This window comes from Cyclobacterium xiamenense, assembly GCF_009467825.1.
In the GTDB taxonomy this organism is placed as follows: Bacteria; Bacteroidota; Bacteroidia; order Cytophagales; family Cyclobacteriaceae; genus Cyclobacterium; species Cyclobacterium xiamenense.
The window spans coordinates 89,069-110,545 of the sequence record NZ_WIOK01000015.1; the positions used below are offsets into that span (position 1 = coordinate 89,069).

Below are 21,477 nucleotides of genomic sequence, written 5' to 3' on the forward strand. Positions count from 1 at the left end.
GTATATCAACGGGTCAATCTTTTGACTTCCTGGTGCCGAAAACATTGCACGAGGTGGTCGTTTACGATTCCGGTAGCCTGCAAATGCGAATAAACGATCGTGCTACCCAGAAATTTGAATCCTTTTTGTTTCAAATCACGGGCTATTTGGTTGGAAAGTTGGGTCGCTGCCGGAACCATGGAAAGGTCCTTCCATTCATTTTGAATAGGTTTCCCGTCCACAAAGCCCCAGATATAATCGGTGAAGGTTCCGTAATTCAACTGCAGCTCAATTAGCTTACGGGCGTTCGTTACGGCAGCTTCTATTTTAAGACGATTTCTTACAATGGCTGGATTGACCATGCAGCTTTCAATGTCCTTCTGACTAAATCCAGCTACTTTCTGGTAATCAAAGTCGTGAAAAACGCGGGCGTAGCCTTCTCGTTTCTTTAAAATGGTCGCCCAACTCAGGCCAGCCTGCGCACTTTCCAGCACCAGAAACTCAAAATGTTTGCGGTCGGTATAGACCGGGACCCCCCATTCCTCGTCGTGATACCGGATGTACTTTTCAAATCCAAGGCACCAGGGACAACGGAAGGTGTCCGCCTGATTGGGAACTAACTCGCTCATACCTGCTGGGTAAGTTTCTTAGAAATATACGCAAAAACCAGGGAAAAAACGTTCCCAAAATGGGTCAAGGAGCAATTTTTTAATTACCGGAAAGAAAAAGTGCATTTGCCAGAATCAACTTCCCGTCTTCCCAGAAACTTCGAAAGACGGGATTGTCGGCCAGGTAAATCAACTGTCCCGCTCCTTTGGGTGCCACACCGAATACCAGCGAACGGGCCATCCCGGGTTTGATTTTATACCCGATAAACCCGGTACGGTGGCTATCGGTGCTGGCAATATAGCCGGCATTGATCCCCTGATCCATTAGCGCGTAGCGGTCAGAACTGTTCTTTAACGTGTAAAATTTCCCCATTTTCCCATATCCCAGCGGATGGGTAGCATCCAGCTCTACCTCGAAAATGGCTCCTGCCGCATTGCCGGAAATAGCAAGTCGCTCGCGTTCCAAATAGGGCGCCGTCTTTTCTGCCTCCTGCAACGCCGCTGCGGCACTGTCCCGTCGGGCTTTTTCTCCTTCGTCTGCATAGGTCTGAAGCATGCTCCCCTCTTTGTCTGCAAAAAGCGTTAGCGCCTGGTCCAGAGCCACCAGCCTACCGCCAGCAGCGGCCCAGTTGATCAAGGTTTCGTAAAGCTCCTCTGGATAGTTTCCGGAAGGCAGTACCAGTACATCGTATTTGCTCAGATCAGCCCTGGATAATTGATCCCGTTCCAGGACTACCACGGGATACTCTAATTCGCTGTCCAGAAAGTGCCAGATTTCACCAAAATTCAACGAAGACACCCCTTCACCACCGACCAGTGCTATGGAGGGCTTCTGGATAACGCGCACATAGGAAGAGCCAAAATCCTTTCCACTGTCTACAAATCCCGTTTTCGATTGCCCCAACGAGATCCGGAAAGAATTGGCCAAATCGGTAACTTTTTGGTGGAAATTGGAAATGTATTCATTTCCTCCCCGGGTGATGATCAGCGAACCGGTGGGGTAGCTGTTGCCACCCACCTCAAAGGGGTACTCGTTGTAGCGAACGCGAATTCCTTCCTGCAGCAGGCTAGCGAGAAACTTCACGTGAACGGTAGCCTGCCATGGAGCCACATAGGCCAGCGTTTCCACATCGGGTTGATTCGGTACGAAGTCGGGTATTACGTAGGGTTGTTCCGCATCCAGGCGACCTTCCAGCGCATAAGCATCTAGCCCATAGGCATAGGGAAGGGCCCAGGAGGTGATATCGTAGGTGATGCTGTCATTCAATACCGGTTCGGGTTCAAATAGCACCTGGGTCAATACGGACTTGGGCTGGTAGGCATTGATAACGATGTCGTTTTCTTCCAATCTTAGGCGCTCGGTCTGACCGTTTTGATAGGAAAAACCGGTTAGGTTAGCGGATTTGCCACTAAGACCGTAGCGGATGCGATTTTTATCCAATAAGGCCAAAAAAGCTTGCGTCTTGGCCGCTGGATTACTGCCCTTGATTACAAAGCTTCTGTAGGGACCCAACGGATTGGTGCTACTCTCCGAATAGTATTCGGTAAAGGCTTGCAAAACTTGGTCCTTTAGGTCATATGTGGTCTCAATAGCTGAAATACCAGTGGTATGGTGATGAATAATCCGATCCGAAAGTGTAACGGTATCACCGGTTGCGGTAAGTCCTCCGATTCCGGCTCTTCCGGAGCCTCCCTGCTCGATGGTCATCCCAATCGCCCCGTTGTACATGGGGTAGGTATCGCCGTAACTAGGGTAAAGTAAGTCAAAACGTTCCTTGGTAAAATAAAACCAGTCGTTTGCGTCGAAATAGCGCGCCGTATTCCGCCCGAAGCGTTCCTGGTATTCGTGCTGAAAGTCGGTCAATTGTACGTGAAGGGGCTCTGCTGCCGGGGCAAAATAATAGGGAGAATTGATTCCCTGTTCATGAAAATCCAAGTGCACCTGAGGCAGCCAGTCGTTATACAAGGCCAACCGTTGCTGCGATTCCACCTGGGTCTGCCAGGCCCAATCTCTGTTTAGGTCAAAGAGGTAATGGTTGGGGCGCCCCCCGGGCCAGGGTTCCCGGTGTTCGATGGATTGCAAATCCGGTTGCAGCACCTGATTCATTTTTTGCTGGTACCAATTGACGTACCGCTCCTGCCCGTCGGGGTTTACACAGGGGTCCAATACGACCAACACCTCATGGAGCCAGTCGCTGTATTGGGACGTATTGGGATCTACCAGGGAGAAAAGCGTCATCATGCTGGCTTCGGAGGAGACGGCCTCGTTGCCATGTACATTGTAACTCATCCAATGTACCGGAACGGAAAGCTTCGGAGATCCTTCCAGCACACCTGCTCGTTTGAGGTTATCCGTGCGGATGGTTTCCAGACGGTTTATATTTTCTTCGGAGGAAACGAAAGCTACCAGCAAGGGACGTAATTCATTGGTCTGTCCGTAGTCCAGCAGGTGTACGGTCGGACTTTCGCTGGCCACATGGCGGTAGTAGTCGATGACTTTGTGGTGCGGCGTAAATCGCTCGCCGAGTGCGTACCCCAAAAATTCAGCGGGACTTTTGACTTGTGCAAACAGGCTGGTATGTAACAGTAGCAGTAGCAGCCCGGCTAGCAGGTATAATTTCTTCATGGGAGGATTTTATGTAAACACGATGAACACCTGTGCCAACGTGGGAACAGGTTTTCGGTGCGAATATACGCAGGAACCGGTAAAAAAGAAGGAAATAGTCCGTTTGGATGGCTTACATCTTTTTTACTACCTCACTTTTGGGGATGGAAATGCTCCACATGCCGCGCAGGTCACCCACCTTAAAATCGACTGCTTTATCCTCTGGGTACAGGCTGGTAATTTTTTCCAGCGTTGCCTCGTTGATTTCTTTGCCGGGTTCTCCATGGCAATTCAGGCAAAGGCCTCCCGGGATGGTAATGGCTTTGGTATACAACAGTACCTGGCCATCTTCTACCTTCTGAATATTGGAACGGCTGTCGACATTGTTTTCCACATTGTACTGGTACGCATCTAGCAGGGTTTTTTCCAATTCGGTGGGTTTATTCTCCGGATTTCGGTTTTTTAAGGAAACCCTTCGTATTTCCACCTTGTACTTATCGGATACTTTTTTGGTGATGGGCAAAGCCTCCACCTGGCAAAAATCGATCGCTTCCGGTACGCCTTTTTCTCCGATGGCTTTTTGGAGGGAACCAATCAGTTCGCTCTGGGCATCCTGGCTAATTTCGTCTCCCCACTGCATGGCGTACGCGATGATATCCGATTCAGAAACTTTTTTTACTTCATTTGCCTGATTCACCTGTTCCACGACATCCCGGTCGATCGTTTTGTTTTCGCTGCAGGAAAGAAGCGACAATGAAATTACGCCAAAAGAAAGAAGTGTTTTTAAATTTTTCATAAGACCAATCATTGATGTCCGTTAGTTAAAGATACACAGTTACCGGCAAAATTGTTCACTTGCTGATAAAAATCACGAATCCATGACCGCCGAAGCAGGGTCACAGCTTTCTGGGCTGCCGGGAGGGGATTCGTCAACAATATTGTTTAATTTTGACCTCCAAACCAAAAGGAACCATGCTGGATAAACTGGAAGCCATAAAAGAACGATTTGAAGAAGTATCCCAACTGATCATTCAGCCAGATGCCATGTCGGATATGGGGAAGTACACGAAACTTTCCAAAGAATACAAAGACCTGGAGAAAGTGGTAGCCGTGTACGAAACCTACCGCCTCACGCTGGAGAACATCCGCAGTACCAAGGCGCTTTTGGAAAAGGAAAAAGACCCGGAATTCAGAGAAATGGCGAAACTGGAGTGGGAGGAGCTAAAAGATACGAAAGAAGAACTGGAGGAAGAGCTGAAAAAAATGCTGATTCCGAAAGACCCCAACGACTCAAAAGACTGCATTCTGGAAATACGAAGCGGTACTGGTGGAGATGAAGCGGCACTTTTTGCCGGAGACCTTTTCCGCATGTACCAAAAATTCTGCGAAAAACAAAACTGGAACCTAACGATTCTCGACCTGACCTTTGGTACCTCGGGAGGCTACAAGGAAATCATCAGCTCGGTCTCCGGGGCGGATGTCTACGGCATGCTGAAGTATGAATCCGGCGTGCACCGGGTGCAACGGGTACCGGCTACCGAAACCCAGGGCAGGGTACATACCTCGGCAGCCACCGTGGCCGTACTCCCTGAAATGGAGGAAGTGGACGTTCAGATCGACATGAACGACGTTCGGAAGGATACCTATTGCTCTTCCGGGCCCGGTGGCCAGTCGGTGAACACCACCTATTCTGCCGTGCGCCTCACCCACGAACCCACCGGGCTGGTAGTAACCTGCCAGGACCAGAAGTCCCAAATCAAAAACTTCGAGAAAGCCCTGAAGGTATTGCGGTCACGGATTTACGAAATTGAATTGGCGAAGCACAACGAAACGGTGGGTGCGCAACGAAAATCGATGGTCGGGAGTGGAGACCGTTCCGATAAAATCCGCACCTACAATTACCCCCAAAGCCGGGTGACCGATCACCGCATCAACAAGACGGTTTACAACCTACCGGAAGTGATGGAGGGAAATATTGAGGAATTTATCAGTGCCCTGCGCTTTGCCGAAAATGCCGAGAAAATGAAAGATGGGGGCATCGAGGCCTAGAAAACGACAATTTTTCGCTGATAGGTAGCCGTTCGCGTGCGGAAGACTAGCAGGTGCATGCCTTTGGGAAGTCCGGTAATGGGGTACACCGACTGGCCTTCCCGGGTCGGAATTTCCCTGATTTTTTGGCCCATGGCATTGATAACTTCCAGACTACTGAGGGAGGGTAGCCCCTCCAGATGCACGTACAGATCGCCAAACGAGGGACTCGGATATACGCGTAACCGCGCGTCATCTTCCCGTTCCGGCAGTGAGGTAATCAGATTCACGTTGACAGACAAGACCTGACTTGGACCCTGATTACAGGCGTTCATGGGCGTGACTTCCAGTTCGTGGTCTCCTTCTCCTTCCCATCGGATTCGTACAAGCGGGCTTCCCTGCCCGCTGATGATTTCTCCACCACTACCCACGGACCATTGGTAGTTGATGTCCTGTTCCGCTGGCACTTCGTAATCTGCCTCCTGAAAACCCACCCGATTAGGACCCTCAATGGCCGCCGGCTGGTCCGGAATGGTAATCACCCGAATCAACTTTTCCGTACTGGGTCCTTGTCCACAAGGGTTCGTTGTGGAAACAGAAACCGACTGTTCGTCCAGGTTTGTCCATTCGAGGGTAATGTGCGCAGTACCCTGTCCGGCTCGCACCACCCCTCCGGTGGCTGACCAGAAATACTGTGTCCCTGGAATGGAGTCTACAAAATATTCTTCCAGGGTATTTACGCAAACCACCCCTTCGCCCTGTATGGAGGTTGTCTGCCGGGGCTGATCCGAAACGACCACCTCCAGTGCCCGGGTATTTCCGTTTCCGCACTTATTCTGACCACGGACCATTACGGCATTTCTGCCGGGCCTATCCCAACGCACCACTACCCGGGTCGTTCCCTGCCCCTCCAGTATCGTACCTCCATCTACTCGCCATTCGTAACGGGTGCCTTCCTCTTCCAGATCCTGGATGGTGTAGATTTGCTGACTAAGGCAGATATCATCTTCGCCAAAAATCGTGGCAATGTCCTGCGGAACCTGACAGGTATATTGGTAAAAGATCCCATTTTCTCCAACTGCATAACCCACGTTCAAATCGCCGAAGCTCAGCCCGGTAAAATCCTGATAGGTGTTCGTCGGAAGTTTTTCCCAGGTCTCTCCCGCATCAAACGTACGCAAAATGATTCCCTCTTCACCGGTGATAAATCCTACCGACTCATCCAGAAATTCTACGTCACTAAATGCCACATCGAAGCCTGTTTGCAAGCGCTGCCAGGAAATACCCCGATCTACGGTCTTGAAAACAGTCCCTCCATCGCCAACCAGGATGGCCCTTGTATCGTCGAGCAAAGTCAGGGCACGAAAGTCGGCGGTGGTGCCCGGCACGACACGGCTCCAGTTTGCTCCCCCGTTGTCCGAACGAAGAAGCTGCCCTTGGTCTCCGACAATCAGCCCCATATTTTCGTCAAAAAACACGATATCGCTAAACGAAACATCTCCTGCGCCCGATGGAATGATCTCCCAGTTGATGCCGCGGTTTTCTGTTTTGGCTATCAGCCCGCGCTCTCCGACAGCAAAGCCGCGGTTAAAATCAAAAAAATGCAACCCGTTCACGTTTCGGTTAGTGCCGGGATTCAGCGTAGTCCAGTTGCCTCCCGAATTGGTCGTGCTAATAATGTTACCATTGTTTCCGGCTACAAAGCCTGCGACCGCACTGACAAAATACAAGGCATTAAACGGGAGCGAAATGGGTCGCGAACGGTCCACGAAGGAATTACCCCCATTGCCGGTAAGCAAAATCAGTCCCTGCTCGCCGGTCAGAAATCCCCTTATGTCGGTGATAAACTGTACGGCTGTAAAATCTGTGGACCTTCCTGTGAGCCGCACAGCCCAGGTTATTCCAGAATTGTTGGAGGTAATCAGGGTACCACTGGAACCTACCCCTAACACGTTATTGGTATCCGGTCGGAACGCCAATTTCATTAAGTTTTGTTGGGTGCGGGAGTTGCTTGCAAGAAAGGTCAGTCCACCGTTATCGGTTCTTAGGATGGTTCCATTATCTCCGTTGATCACACCAATTTGAGGAAAGGCCGGGTTAAAGGTCACCTCCCGAAGGTCGGTATCAATCCCACTATTGATAAACTGCCAGTGGTTACCGCCATCCTGGGTTTTGATGATGGTTCCTAAATTACCCACGGCATATCCTACCGAGTCGCTGGTAAAATAAACACCATTTAAAGGCGCCTGAAAGCCAGAAGGTATGGTTACCCAATTCACTCCTGAGTTGACGGTTTTTAGAATTTCGGAGTCGGCAGTCACTGCAAATCCGAGGGTATCGTTTGCGAAGGTAAGTCCATGTATATCCGCATGGCTACTCATGGGAACATCTGCCCAACTCAATCCACCGTTTTCCGAACGGATGATTGACCCACCGGTTCCTACGGCTAGTACCAGCTGCTCGCTTATAAAATGAAGACCATGATACACCTGGCCCGAACCATGGGAATAGCTGCTCCAATCGACTCCTGCATTCTGAGTTCGGTAAATCGTTCCGTCTTCTCCGAGTGCCAGCCCTTTTTGCTCGTCAAAAAATGCCAGGTCGAGCAATGTTCCGGAAGTGGGGGATTTGAGTTCTACCCAGCTAAGTCCTCCGTCAATGGACTTAAGAAAAATATTTTCTCCAGCAATATATCCCACATTTTCGTTGACCCATTGGATGGCCGTATAGTCGTTTCCCCAATGCCCTACGCGCCTCCAACTTTGGCCAAACCCCTCCTGAACCAACAACAGCAGCACGAAAACTAAAAATAAAGCCCGCTTCATACAAATGCCTAAGGTTAAATAAATTATACCTACAAAAATACCATTTAAATCAGTATTAAACAGAAAAAGTACATTTATTGCCAGCAGGACATCCCAACGGCTTTTTTATGAATGCAAAAGAAAAAAAAGAAGGCATAAAAAAAAGGGGCTGTTTCCCCTTTTTTCAAATCGCTGCCGGACCACACTACTTACCGGTCTTTTCCTCCCACGGCAATCATGGCACATCGGAACCCAATGTGGTTAGAAGCCGAATCCTGATGCATAAACCGCCTGGTACCCGGAGCAAGCCAATAAGCTACGTCTCTCCAAGAACCCCCTTTGTATACCCGGTAGTTATCGTCTATAAGTGTGGTATTGTATGTATTTTCCTCATCGTATACCCCGTCCTTTCGCAGGGGATTCAAATCGTCAAAGTCCTGGAAAGACAAGGGTCGGTATACGTCCTGAACCCACTCGTTCATATTACCAGCCATGTTATACAAACCGAAATCATTGGCCGGAAAGTCGTACACGTTGGTGGGAATAATCTCACCGTCATTCGATACACTTCCGGGGATACCCGCGTAATCACCCCGACCTCGCTTGAAGTTAGCCAGAAAGTCTCCCTGTCGGGACTTTCTCTTAATATTATAGGGGTTTCGTGGACCTCTGCCATCCCAGGGATAAATCCTTCCATTTTCCTGGTTCTCGTCCATGTACTGTGTTCCGATCATGGCTTTGGCGGCAAACTCCCATTCTGCCTCGTTTGGAAGGCGGTAATCGGGAAATACAGAACCCCTTTCAATCAACTGGTCCTGTGTTAGCGCAGAATCCAATTCGTTTTTCTCGCGTTCCAATTCATTGACATAAGCCGTGCGCCACTTGCTGTACGCATTGGCCTGTACCCAACTGACGCCTGCTACCGGGTAAAAGTTAAATCCGGGATACCTAAAATAGTACGTGGCATAAACATCGTTATAGGACATGGTCCCATCCCAGACTTTCTCGTTTGGCTCCAACTTTTGAATGGAGTCAGCGCTAACACCGTCTCTTTTGGCCATGTTAAACAAAAACTCTTTGTAATCTACATTGGTGACCTCCGTTTCGTCCATGTAAAACGATGCGATGGTTACGGTCCGCTCTACGTTGTCCCGAAAGCCCATGATGTCTTGTTCCTGCGAACCCAAAACGGCCCTTCCCCCCTGGATAAACACCAGCCTGGGTCCTACCACCTCTCGCGGCAATCGAAACACCTGAAAAGACACGGAATCTTCTTCGTCGAAACTATACCTGGCTCCGGTGGAAGCACTGATACCCCCCGGATCGCTAGCTGTTCGGCGGCTAGATTGATTCCCACAGGAAGCAAATAAAAAACCCAGTACTGCCAGCCCGGCAAAAAAACTAAAATTAAATTCTCTGTTACCCAGTTTCATGTGACAACGTTTTGGTTTTGCCCTATTAAAACGCTAATATAGGATCAATAATATATTATACCAATAATCTTTTTTCCCTGCTGACGAGTCGAAAAGCAAGGAACTGGCCGATTTTGTGAAATACTACAAAAAATTTCATACCATTGTTAGTAATGTTCGCATGAAATTTTTTCCATTTTTTTGATTTTTTTTACCGGTACGCAACCGGGACGCATCCTAACCCACTCTTGACCAGTGGGTAGAGCCATCAAATTATACCTTACGTAGCAAGTCGTGGAGCCATTTTTTGGCCTTACCGATGGTGTCGACACCCTTGATTACCAATAATAAACGATCTTTTGTCTCTTTTATTTTGCAAAACCGTCCGTGGGACTGAATGAAGGCGATGATGTTTCGAAAAACGTCAGAGCTAAAGTAATCGTCGTTCTTTGATGAAACGAAGTAGCATTTCATTTGTTCGTTTTTCAAAGCCAGTTTCTCAAAGCCCAGGCGCTCGGCCATCCACCGCAGTTCCACCGTTTCAAACAAGGATTCTACCCTATCCGGAACGGGTCCAAACCGATCCCGGATTTCGTTTTTAAAGGCAGCAAGCTCGGTATCCTCCTTGATCGCGTCCAATTTGGAATACAGACTCAATCTTTCCGAAATATTGCTGACATAGCTATCGGGAATCAAGAGCTCAAGATCCGTTTCGATCACACAATCCTGAACGAGCACGGCTGTTTTTTCCTTCAGATCGGTTTCAAACAGCGCTGCAAATTCGGTTTGTTTCAACTCTTGTACTGCTTCGTCCAGGATCTTGTGGTACATTTCAAAACCCAAATCAGAAATAAACCCGCTTTGTTCGGCTCCCAGGAGGTTACCTGCCCCACGAATGTCCAGGTCCCGCATGGCTACTTTAAAACCATCTCCCAAATCGGAAAACTCTTCCAGTGCCTGCAGCCGTTTTCTCGATTCTGCACTTAGGGTTGAAGTGGGCGGCGTCAAGAGGTAGCAATAGGCCTTCTTATTGCTTCGACCGACCCTTCCCCGCATTTGATGCAGATCGCTCATGCCAAACATGTGGGCCCGGTTAATAATGATGGTGTTGGCATTGGGAATATCCAGGCCCGATTCGATGATATTGGTGGATACCAGTACGTCGTAGACACCTTCAATAAAGTCCACCATGACCTTTTCGAGTTTTTTCCCATCCATCTGACCGTGAGCACCAATCACCCGTGCATCCGGCACCAGCCGGAGGATTAGATTGGCAATGGCGTCGATTTCTCCCACCCGATTATGGACGAAAAACACCTGCCCCCCACGACTCAACTCGTTGGCAATCGCATCCCGGATGATATCTTCCCGAAAGGTATAGATTTCGGTGGTCACCGGCTGCCGATTTGGTGGAGGCGTAGCAATTACCGACAGGTCACGGGCACCCATCAGCGAAAAATGCAGTGTACGCGGGATGGGAGTAGCGGTCAACGTAAGCACGTCAACGTTTACACGAAGTTGCTTGAGTTGGTCCTTTACCTTGACCCCAAATTTTTGTTCTTCGTCAATGACCAATAAGCCCAAGTCTTTAAATTTGATGTCTTTATTTACAATTCGATGGGTCCCGATCAGTACATCAATTTCCCCATTTTCCGTTTTTCTAATGATTTCCTTTATTTCCTTTGCCGTACGAAACCGGTTGATGTACGCGACTTCCACCGGAAAATCGGCTAGTCTTTCCTTAAACGTCTGGTAGTGCTGCATGGCAAGAATGGTGGTAGGAACCAGCACCGCCACCTGCTTGCGGTCATTTACCGCTTTAAATACCGCACGAACCGCTACCTCGGTTTTCCCAAAGCCCACATCCCCACAAACCAGGCGGTCCATAGGATAGGGCTTTTCCATATCCTCTTTGACATCCGCAGTAGCCACAGCCTGGTCGGGCGTATCTTCATAGATAAACGAGCTTTCGAGTTCTACCTGGAGAACGCTATCCTCAGAGAAACGGTGTCCTGGGGCCGCCTTTCTTTTTGAATACAGGCGAATGAGGTCCTTGGCAATGTCTTTGACCTTTTTCTTTACCTTACTTTTCTTGTTTTCCCATTCCTGAGAACCGAGTTTCGACATGGTGGGAAGCGTCCCTTCCTGGCTGCTGTATTTGGAAATTTTATGCAGGGAATGGATATTGACGTACAGCAGGTCATCGTCCCGAAAAACCAATCGGATCGCCTCCTGCAACTTCCCATTGACCTCTACCTTTTCCAACCCGGCAAACCTGCCGATACCGTAATCCACGTGTACGATAAAATCTCCTGGATGCAAATTCTTGATTTCCTTGAGGGTAAGGGCTTTTGACTTGCTGCTGGTACGGTTGGTTTTGTACCGGTGAAACCGCTCAAAAATTTGGTGGTCCGTGTAACACGCCAGTTTTAGCGAGGTATCGATAAAGCCCTCCCTAAGGCTAATCGGCAGGGTCTGTACGTCCAAACTTGGGTCCAACTCCGAGAAAATATTCAACAAGCGGCCTATCTGCTTGTCACTTTCCGAACAAATGATATTCCGTATTCCCCTGGCGGCGTTTTCATTTAAATCATGGACCAACAGATCAAAGTGCTTGTTGAAGGACGGCTGCGGCTGCCCCTGAAACCGGAACTCCGGCACATCCTTCCAGGTAAACACGTGTCCAAAGGCGATTTGTCTAAACGGAGAGATGGCTTCTTCAAAGGCCTTTCCAGATAAAAAGAGCGTGTCGGGCGCCATCAATAAGGACTTAGCGGCCGTTCCTCCCTCCCGAAAGTAGGTATCGGCCTTCTCGTACAGGCTTTCCAAGACGCCCATGCAGTGGGCATAATCCTTGATCCAAAAGCAGGTGTCCGGCGGAAAAAAATCCACGATCGGTTGCCTGATTGCATCCTGCATGGTGGTTTGGATGTTGGGAATGATATTGATTTGGTCTATCGGAACGGTGGACAACTGAGTTTCGGGGTCAAATACCCGAATGCTGTCAATTTCTTGTCCAAACAACTCGAGTCGGTAAGGCAGGTCGTTGGCATACGAAAACACATCAATGATCCCACCCCTAACTGCAAATTGCCCTGCTTCGTAAACGAAATCGGATTTTTCAAAACCATAGGTGGTAAACAGCTCTTCCACGAAGGCCAAATCCACCATTTCGCCTTTCCGAACGGTAAATGTACTTTCCTTAAGGCTTTTCTTGTTGACTACTTTTTCGTAGATGGCCTCCGGAGAAGTGACCAGCACCTTTCCATCCGTGGGCGATTGGGATAGCTGATTCAGAATTTCGGCGCGCATGAGCACGTTGGCATTTTCAATGTCCTCGTGGTGGTAGGGCTTTTTGTAACTGGCGGGAAACAGGTAAGGCTGTGTGCCGGTCAGCGCCTGCCAATCCCCGGCCAGGTATGCTGCTTCCTCTCGATCGTGAGCCAAAATGACGTGAAATCCGCCTGCCAGTTTGGTAATCGCCTGAAGCAAAACCATGTCCATACTGCCGGACAGGCCTCGCACCTGCATGCGGGACTGATCGCCTTTTCCCAGAGTCAAGGCCAGGTTCCGGACGAAGGGATCCTCTTCGTAAAGCGACAAAAATGAAGATCTATCCAAGTATTTTTTGGTTTAATGATCGGATAATAATTGGCGCAATTTATCAATTTCCCCGGTAATAAGGTGCCTCTGCTCCGGATTCCAACCGGGCATATTCGTAAAAACCCAAATCCCTTCGCCTATTTACGCCCTTTTGCCAACAAACTGTAAATTTGTTTTGTTATTCGAATACGGCCTATGCAAAAAGAGAAAAAGACCCATTGGTTTCGGAAAATTGAGAACATGCACCCTTACCGCACGTTGATGTATTTGGGTATGTTTGGGAGTGGATTGCTATTTTTCTTCCTCACGACCGCTTTTGTATTGTCTCAACCGGAATCCGGTGTGTTTGAGCGCTCTACCTTTCCCAAATCCTTCATCATGAGTAGCCTGTTGATTGTGGTAAGTAGCTACACCTCTGGCAAAATACTGCCCAGCTTTCGGCTACACGAACTGGACAAAACGAAAAATTTTCTGCTTTTTACCTTTCTTCTGGGGCTATTGTTTTCCGGTTTTCAGTTTCTGGGATGGAAAGAGCTCTCCACCATGGGAATTGACTTTCGGGGCATTCCTTCGGGTAGTTTTCTTTACGTACTGAGCGGCATTCACCTGTTTCACCTGGGCGGGGCACTGATTTATGCACTTGTATTGGTAATACAGGTGGAAAAATCCGGTAAAGACCCGGTAAAATCCCTGATACTTTTAACAAACCCCTATGAACACATGAAGCTGGATTTATTCGCCGTGTATTGGAAATTCATGGACGCAGTGTGGTTAATTCTTTTTGTTTTATTTCTCTGGATGTTTTAGGAAAGATGAAATCATTCCGGTTAGAAATGATCTCCTCCCGGAGGGTGAAATCGATCAAATAATCGTAAATTGCAAAAAACACGTATTTATGTCAGACAATCAATTTGAAATCAACGTCAATCCGGATTGGATAAAGAAATACCTATCCAAAATCATTCTGGCGATAGCAGTGATCATTGTGGTATTTTCGGCCGTTAAGACCGTGGGTCCAGAAGAAGAAGGGGTAGTGATTCAATTGGGAGAGTACAACCGTACCGTCTTGCCCGGCCTGAATTTTATCATTCCATTTGTTGAGACCATGTATAAAATACCGGTGCAGCGGCAGCTCAAGCAAGAGTTTGGTTTTCGAACCAGTGCCGCGGGGGTCCGTTCGGATTACGTTAAATCCGGATACGGCGACGAAAGCATGATGCTTACCGGGGATTTAAACCTCACCGATGTAGAATGGGTGGTCCAGTACCGGATCGTCAATTCCTACAATTACCTGTTTCGCGTAAGAAATGCGGAAAAAACCCTCAACGACATGTCGGAGGCTGCCATGAGAAAAATCGTGGGAGACCGAACGGTCAATGAGGTATTGACGGTAGGACGACAGGAAATAGCCACCAGTGTGGAAGTATTGCTGCAGGAAATGTGTGACGAATACGAAAATGGGATTCGAATCGATCAGGTGGTGTTGCAGGATGTTAATCCTCCCGAACCGGTAAAACCCAGTTTCAATGCTGTCAACGAAGCCCAACAAGAGCGTGAAACGCTGATTAACCAGGCAGAAGCCGATTACAATCGGGTGATACCCCGAGCCAGAGGTATTGCGGATGAAACCATACAACTGGCAGAGGCCTATGCCCTAAACCGGGTCAACGGAGCAAAAGGAGAGGCCAACCGATTTAATTCCGTCTTTGAGGCCTACGTCAAGGCGCCCGAAGTGACCCGGCAACGTCTGTACCTGGAAACATTGGAAAAAGTACTTCCCAAAATCGGCAACACCGTTATCACGGATGAAAGCGGAAGCAACGTGCTGCCGCTTTTGAATTTAAATAAGGCCATTCAAAACCCCGCTCCCTGAACGATCAAGCAGGAAGGAAAAATTCCTAATTAGCAAGCCATGAAAAAAAGTAACGTAGTATACATCATACTGGTGGTAGTCGGACTTATAGTCGTAGGTCAGAGTGTGTTTATTCTGGACGAGACCCAGCAGGCCATCGTCACCCAATTTGGTAAGCCCGTAGGCGAACCTCGAACCAGTCCAGGGGTCAACTTTGTCATCCCTTTCATCCAGAAAGTGCAATTTTTTGACAAGCGCTATCTGGAATGGGATGGAGACAAAAACCAGGTTCCTACCAAAGACAAGAAATTCATCTTCGTGGATACCTATGCCCGCTGGCAAATCACGGACCCCTTGCAGTTTTTTATTCGTTTGAGGGACGAACGTTCTGCCCAATCCAGATTGGATGATATCCTGGACGGCGAGACTAGAAATGCCATTGCCAGCAATGACCTATTGGACATCGTGCGGTCTACCAACCGTGACCCGGAGGTGACAGAGGATTTCATGGAGGAATTGGAAGTGCTGGAAGACATCAAAGTAGGAAGGGAAGCGATCGAGGAAATTGTCTTGCAAAAAGCAAATGAACGAACGTCCGATCTTGGAGTGCGGATCCTCGATTTCAGGTTCAAGCGAATGAATTATGTGGACGAGGTTCGGGATCGGGTTTACGATCGGATGATAAGTGAACGAAACCGTATCGCCGATCAATTTCGGTCCGAAGGACAGGGAGAGGCCCGGAAGATTCAGGGTGACAAGGAGCGGGACCTGGCTCAAATCCAGTCGGAAGCTACCCGGGAAGCCGAGGAAATCCGGGGTAGGGCAGATGCAGAAGCCACCGAAATCTATGCCTCCGCGTATAACAAAAGCCGGCAATCCATTGATCTGTATAAATTTCTCCGTTCCCTGGAGGCCTTGGAAAAGTCTCTAGACGAAAAAACCAACTTGGTCATCTCCTCAGACAGTGAGCTATTACAATACCTAAAGAAAATGCAGTAGCCGAATACACGTCGCATAGGATGAGGATTAACTTAAGTACGCAGGTAGCGCGGCCTTACCTGGAGGTAAAAGCAGGGTTTACCGAAGATCTATTCAGGTCATTGAATCCGCCTTTTCCTCCAGTGAAGTTGCTGCGATTTGATGGCTCGTCCAAGGGAGACCTGGTAAGTCTGGAATTGAAATTTATTTTTTTCAAGCAAACCTGGACCAGTGAAATCGTAGCCGACCAAACGGACGAAAGGGAGTTTTTCTTTATCGACGCAGGAAGAAAATTGCCATTCTTTCTGCGTAGGTGGCGGCACAAACACCGGGTGGTGAATCAGGGAGAGAAGCATTCCTTGATCGTCGATGAGATCGACTATACCGCACCCAATGCGCTGCTTGGTCTTCTTTTGTACCCGGTCCTTTACCTTCAGTTTGCGCTCCGAAAACCCATTTATAAACGTTATTTCGCGCGTAAAAAAAAGGAGTAGGGTCGTTTGGATCAGATAACCTGTAGGTTTTCACATTCCGGAATCAGACAGTCGCCGTAGAGTACCAGGGAATGACTGGTAATATGGGAAGAAAACTCTTTTCCCATGGCCTCCTTAATCAGGTTGATCCGCTGGTCGGAAAACTCCTTTATTTTCCGGCATTGGTTGCAGACATAATGATCGTGGTGCTTGTAGGTAAGTGCTTGTTCGTACAGGGCTACTTTGTCTTTAAACTGGTGTTTTACGGCAAGGCCACATTCGACCAATAAATCCAATGTATTGTAGATGGTGGCCCGGCTGATGGAGTATCCGCTATTTCTCATTTTTAAAAATAAACCCTCTACATCAATATGTTCATCCTGAGGCAGGGCATATAGTTCGTCAATAACGGAAAACCGCTCCGGTGTTTTTCGGCTTCCTTGCCGGATGAGGTAATTTTCGAATATTTTTTTTGCTTTTTCAATAATTGACTTATCGGCCATATTTTTAGTATTCTAAGGAATAAAGATGGGTTTTTTTTTAGATTTATCAAACCCTGAAACTTTTCAATGCTGCAATACCATAGTTATTTTCAATCTTTCTAAATAAGAGATAGTAAAAACCAAACATACCCAAAGAATAGGGGTTAATGTCAAAGTACTTAAATTAATTTTCTATATTAAACCAATAAATACGAACTACGCATCTATGCACCCTGGCATCAAACAGCTATTCTTGTTTTTTTTGGTCTTTTTCTTTGCCCTTTCTTTGCAAAGCCAGGTACCCGGCTTTTACATGAAAAAAGAAAAGCGAAAAGTAGACCTACCCTTCATCGATTCCAATAGCCTGATTATCATGCCTGTTTCCATCAATGGAGGACCCGAAGTGAATTTTCTTTTCGACACCGGCGTCAAATCCAATATTTTTTTCAGCAAAACCCTGGCCGACCAAATGGACATGCAGTACACCCGCAAACTAAACCTGGTCGGGGCAGATGGGAAGACGGTATTAAGTGCCTCTGTTTCCCCAAACAACCATTTTGATTTGGGGCCTGTGGAGGGAATATTCCAGGCAATTCTGGTTCTGGATGAAGATTTTTTGGAATTGGAGAAAGTAATTGGAATACCGGTGTATGGGGTAATTGGCCATGAGTTTTTTAAAAACAATCCGATAAAAATAGACTACGACAATGCTTCGGTCGGTTTTTACAAACGAACGGCCCTCAAATGGCGACCTTTTGGATTTAGAAAAATGGACATTGAAATCGACGGCAATAAACCCTATATCGCCTCTACCATACGTCAGACAAACGGACCGGACCTGCAATCCAAGTTACTGATAGATACCGGTGCCAATCACGGGCTGCTTTTAAACATGGAAACCAGCGAGGACATCGTGCTGCCTGAAACCACCCTGGAAAGCGACCTGGGCCGCTCATTGGGCGGCGATTTGTTTGGGTACGTAGGCCGGGTAAAACGCCTGGGCATTCACGGACTTAAGTTTAGAAATGTCATTACATCCTATCCGGAAGAAAATGAATTTTCAGAAGTGATTATCGGAACAGGCAGAAATGGAAGCCTGGGATCGGATGTGCTAAACCGGATGAAAATCATTTTTGACTATCCCCGGGAACGGATCCTGTTTAAAAAAGGAGCCAAATTCAGCAACGAATTCAAATACGACATGAGCGGACTGATGGTACGGGTATATTCGGCGGAAAACAAACGTTTCTACATCAGTCAGGTACGAGAGAATTCTCCCGCACACCGGCAGGGGGTAGAGGCCTTCGACGAAATCATTACGATCAATAAAATTCCAGCAGCCTTCTGGGAATTATCCGATATCACAGATTTGCTTCGTTCAGTGGAAGGTAAGGTGATTTCTTTGGAGCTCCTTCGCAGGGACCCGGAAGACGAAACGGCCAGTACCTTACATAAGATTACCTTTCTTCTCGAAGAACAATTGTAACCCCTTTTTCAACATATAGATGTTTATATGAATTTCAAATAGAAAATTTTGACTAATATAAATTTATTGGGTATTTTTTATAATTTATCTTAAATTTAGGGAATCTTTATCATGACACGTTGGTAACTCAATGCATAAATTAGATGCCCGAAAAGATTTTCAACAACCTGTTTGTAACTTTTAAAAGATCAGGTGAAAGGGATTTTGAAGTCCTGTTTGTATCCAATAGCTTTTTTCAGCTTTTTAATGAAGGCTCAAACGTGTACCGGCCGGACTTTTTTAGTCGGGTTTTTCCAACCGTTCAACGGCCGGTATTGGAGACGCTTTTTGATTGCCTGGGCAGATCAGAAGTCCTGGAAATACCCCTCTTTTTGCCTGATAATACCTTTGTTTGGGTGAAAATTGAGGGATTTACCGTGGCTCAGGCAGCCAACAGCTACCTAATTAACGCCATTATCATTCCCTATCGCCCGGCTCAAATCCAGTCTTCCTGGATCGTGCTTCCGGCATCAAAGCGAATTAGAACCGATAGGTCAAACCCCTCTGGCTTTTTCCCAGAAAACCTGGAAGATTTTTGCACGCATTTGTACGAAAAATACAGGTTTTCGGACCCGCCCACGTTGAAGCAACTTTGCAAGGGAGAGTTGGAGGGTCAGGTTCTGGATTTAGACGTCCTGAAACTGCACAGTGGTACGCTGGAAAACGGCTACCGGCTTTTGGCATTAAAAAAGCAGCCCCGACGGCCGGACTTTCCCAACCTGCTTGAAGACAAACCCAATTACCTATCCCACAGTTTTCTGGACATCCTGTATTTCGAGTACTTGAGGGAGGACAAAGAAATGATCTGGAACGGGGCGATTACCGAACTTTTGGGCTTTGAAGAGGAAAGGTTCAAGCGCTTCTCTGTATGGGACTGGCTGGAATTGGTTCATCCAGACGACTATAACCAGGTTTACGAGCTATTTTTCACCCCGTCCTACGAGTTGGACTCTTACACCATCGCTTACCGGGTAAAAAACAAAACAGGAGACTACCTGCACCTAAAGAACGATTTGAGGGTTTTTTACGATATTCCTTCCAAAAAAACAGTACTGGTCGGTATACTCCGCAACGCATCGGAAATAGAACGGGCGAAGCAGAACCTGCTTGCGCAAGAAGGAATCATTCAAAGTCTTTCTGAGAAAGAATTCATCCAGCAAACCCTTCAAAACGTTTCAGAGATTTCCAGCATGTTTAGCGGAAAGCCGCTTTTTGATGAAATAGCCCTCTTATTAGACAGAAAGCTTGGGTGTACCTACTGCATCATTGCCAACTGCGACCCGGTCAGTCGCTTGTTAGACCCCATTTCCATCACCCATTCCCACAAATTGGTCAGCTCCTCCTCCAAAATATGGAAGGCATTTCTGAATAATCAATTACCAAAACCGCAGGACCAGCAAAATTTTCTATGGCTTACTTACCCGGAATATCCGGAGCTACAGGATAGTCCACTTTTAAAAAACAAGGGCATTTGCTCGTTGATCCGATTGGATTTGCAGGACAATGAAAAAGCCATTATTGGCAGCTTGTGCTTTCTTCACCGAACCCCTTTACAAAACCCTGCCTTCTACCAGGAACTGCTACGGATTCTCGGCGATTGGATTGGAAAAGAATTGCATCGATTTCGTTTTGAAACCATTCTTCAGGAAACAAATTTCATGCACGATGCCATACTGAATGGAACCGCTTACGCCATTTTTGCCGTCAACCATCACTTGGAGATCACGCTGATTAATAACAAAACCCTCCCCATTTTCAACCTGGAAAAAAAGGAGCAATTACTGGAAACGGTATTGGTGCAGCAGGGCAGTACTCACCGCTTACGGGAGGTCATTACCCGATTTTCACGATCGAAGCGAAGTACCGCCTATTTCCTACTTCCCATCGGTCCGGATGATTACAAAGAACTAAAAATATCCTTTACCCGCGTCCGATACGGTAAAAAAAACCGGGTCTCCTACGTGGTCTTTGTCGACGACATCACCGATAGAACCCTATCGGAAAAAAGGCTAATCGCCTCGGAGCAACTGTACCGTAGCATTGCGGAAAATTTTCCCGGGGGTACCGTAGACGTGTTGGACAAGTCCTTTCGCTACATTTTTACGGATGGAGAGGAATACCGGCTTGCCGGGAAAGACCCCAAAACCCTTATCGGAACCTCCCATCTGGATCAGTATACCGGGGAAAACCTGGAAAAGACGCGCAGCAACCTAACGAAAATTCTGACAGGGCATCGGGTATCGTATGAAATCGAAGCAAATCAGCAGCGATTTTTAAACCATGGAGTGCCACTCATGAATGATTCAGGCAGCATCGATCGGATTTTGCTCGTCAAACAAAACACGACAAATGCAAAAAAGCTGGAAACTGAACGAGAAAAACTAATCAAAGATTTAAAGTCCCATAACGAAGAGCTATTGCGCTTCGCCTACATCGTATCACACAATCTGCGGGCGCCTATTGTCAACATTTCCCTGTTGATCGACCTCTTTAACGAAGAAGATCCGAAAGACCCCGAAAACAAGGAAATCATGGAGAACCTGAAGATCTCTACCAACCTGCTCGACGCCACCCTGCAGGATTTGATAGAAGTGGTTTCCATAAAGAAACAAAAAATCCCTAAAGTAGAATTGATCGATTTCAAGCTACTCCTAAACAACGTGGAAAAAAGCTTGTTTAACCAACTCCGGGAATCGGGCATACAGATCCACCGGGATTTTTCGGAATTGGAGGAAATGAACTACGTGTATGCGCACCTGGAAAATTTCCTTATGAACTTCATGACCAATGCTGTAAAATACAGGCATCCCGACAGGCTGCCAGAAGTATGGATCCGTACCTATACCGAAAAAAACTATTGCATCCTGCGCTTCGAAGACAACGGGATCGGCCTGGACCTGAAACGCTATGGCGATCGGATCTTTGGCCTCTATCAGCGCTTTCACAACCACGTCGAAGGCAAAGGACTCGGACTCTACCTGGTACGGGAACAAATTCGCGCAAACGACGGAAAGATCGAAATTGAAAGCGAACTGGGGAAAGGTACGGTCTTCAAAGTGTACCTGCGAAACCTGATTCTGGACAAAAACCAACGCTCCCAGACAGCACGGAAACCTTCCCCCAGATGA

Annotated in this window: 14 protein-coding genes; 7 read left to right on the top strand and 7 right to left on the bottom strand. The window is 47.5% G+C overall.

What is annotated here, in order from left to right:
- Positions 1–5: 5 nt before the first annotated feature.
- From GCU44_RS12880 to GCU44_RS12890, 3 genes are all read right to left on the bottom strand, one after another.
- Positions 6–608 carry a DNA-3-methyladenine glycosylase I gene (locus GCU44_RS12880; protein WP_154856766.1) on the bottom strand — a complete coding sequence of 201 codons (603 nt, stop codon included), beginning with the start codon at positions 606–608 and terminating at the stop codon, positions 6–8.
- A 79-nt stretch (positions 609–687) separates the two neighbouring features.
- A complete protein-coding gene (locus GCU44_RS12885; protein ID WP_154856767.1) occupies positions 688–3,213 on the bottom strand; it encodes a M14 family metallopeptidase in 2,526 nt (841 codons plus the stop codon).
- Positions 3,214–3,325: 112 nt separating this feature from the next.
- Positions 3,326–3,988: a Tll0287-like domain-containing protein gene (locus tag GCU44_RS12890; RefSeq protein WP_154856768.1), complete on the bottom strand. Its 663-nt coding sequence runs from the start codon at positions 3,986–3,988 to the stop codon at positions 3,326–3,328.
- Positions 3,989–4,164: 176 nt separating this feature from the next.
- Between GCU44_RS12890 and prfA the strand changes: the two genes are divergently transcribed.
- The gene (prfA, locus tag GCU44_RS12895; protein WP_092171700.1) at positions 4,165–5,241 is read left to right on the top strand and encodes a peptide chain release factor 1; all 1,077 of its coding nucleotides are present in this window, start codon (positions 4,165–4,167) and stop codon (positions 5,239–5,241) included.
- Here the strand turns inward: prfA and GCU44_RS12900 are convergent.
- The 3 genes from GCU44_RS12900 to mfd form a co-directional block, all read right to left on the bottom strand.
- A complete protein-coding gene (locus tag GCU44_RS12900) occupies positions 5,238–8,045 on the bottom strand; it encodes a YCF48-related protein (RefSeq protein ID WP_154856769.1) in 2,808 nt (935 codons plus the stop codon). The genes prfA and GCU44_RS12900 overlap by 4 nt on opposite strands.
- 188 nt (positions 8,046–8,233) lie before the next feature.
- Positions 8,234–9,457, bottom strand: a complete 1,224-nt coding sequence (gene gldJ / locus GCU44_RS12905; RefSeq protein WP_154856770.1) for a gliding motility lipoprotein GldJ — start codon at positions 9,455–9,457, stop codon at positions 8,234–8,236.
- 252 nt (positions 9,458–9,709) lie between these two features.
- On the bottom strand, positions 9,710–13,057 hold the full coding sequence (mfd, locus tag GCU44_RS12910; protein WP_154856771.1) for a transcription-repair coupling factor: 3,348 nt from the start codon (positions 13,055–13,057) through the stop codon (positions 9,710–9,712).
- 177 nt (positions 13,058–13,234) lie between these two features.
- On the opposite strand from mfd, the gene GCU44_RS12915 reads away from it, so the two are divergent.
- The 4 genes from GCU44_RS12915 (at position 13,235) to GCU44_RS12930 (ending at position 16,363) form a co-directional block, all read left to right on the top strand.
- Positions 13,235–13,846: a cytochrome c oxidase subunit 3 gene (locus GCU44_RS12915; protein WP_092171689.1), complete on the top strand. Its 612-nt coding sequence runs from the start codon at positions 13,235–13,237 to the stop codon at positions 13,844–13,846.
- Positions 13,847–13,934: 88 nt separating this feature from the next.
- On the top strand, positions 13,935–14,912 hold the full coding sequence (gene hflK, locus GCU44_RS12920; protein WP_154856772.1) for an FtsH protease activity modulator HflK: 978 nt from the start codon (positions 13,935–13,937) through the stop codon (positions 14,910–14,912).
- Positions 14,913–14,951: 39 nt separating this feature from the next.
- Positions 14,952–15,890 carry a protease modulator HflC gene (hflC, locus tag GCU44_RS12925; RefSeq protein WP_154856773.1) on the top strand — a complete coding sequence of 313 codons (939 nt, stop codon included), beginning with the start codon at positions 14,952–14,954 and terminating at the stop codon, positions 15,888–15,890.
- A 20-nt stretch (positions 15,891–15,910) separates the two neighbouring features.
- Positions 15,911–16,363 (top strand): SRPBCC family protein, encoded by a 453-nt coding sequence (locus GCU44_RS12930; RefSeq protein ID WP_154856774.1) that lies wholly within the window; start codon positions 15,911–15,913, stop codon positions 16,361–16,363.
- Positions 16,364–16,374: 11 nt separating this feature from the next.
- Here the strand turns inward: GCU44_RS12930 and GCU44_RS12935 are convergent, their stop codons facing one another.
- Positions 16,375–16,845 carry a Fur family transcriptional regulator gene (locus GCU44_RS12935; protein WP_092171681.1) on the bottom strand — a complete coding sequence of 157 codons (471 nt, stop codon included), beginning with the start codon at positions 16,843–16,845 and terminating at the stop codon, positions 16,375–16,377.
- 292 nt (positions 16,846–17,137) lie between these two features.
- Between GCU44_RS12935 and GCU44_RS12940 the strand changes: the two genes are divergently transcribed.
- Positions 17,138–18,310 (top strand): aspartyl protease family protein, encoded by a 1,173-nt coding sequence (locus GCU44_RS12940; RefSeq protein WP_241684942.1) that lies wholly within the window; start codon positions 17,138–17,140, stop codon positions 18,308–18,310.
- 143 nt (positions 18,311–18,453) lie between these two features.
- Entirely contained in the window at positions 18,454–21,477 is a 3,024-nt protein-coding gene (locus GCU44_RS12945) for a PAS domain-containing sensor histidine kinase (protein WP_154856775.1), read from the top strand.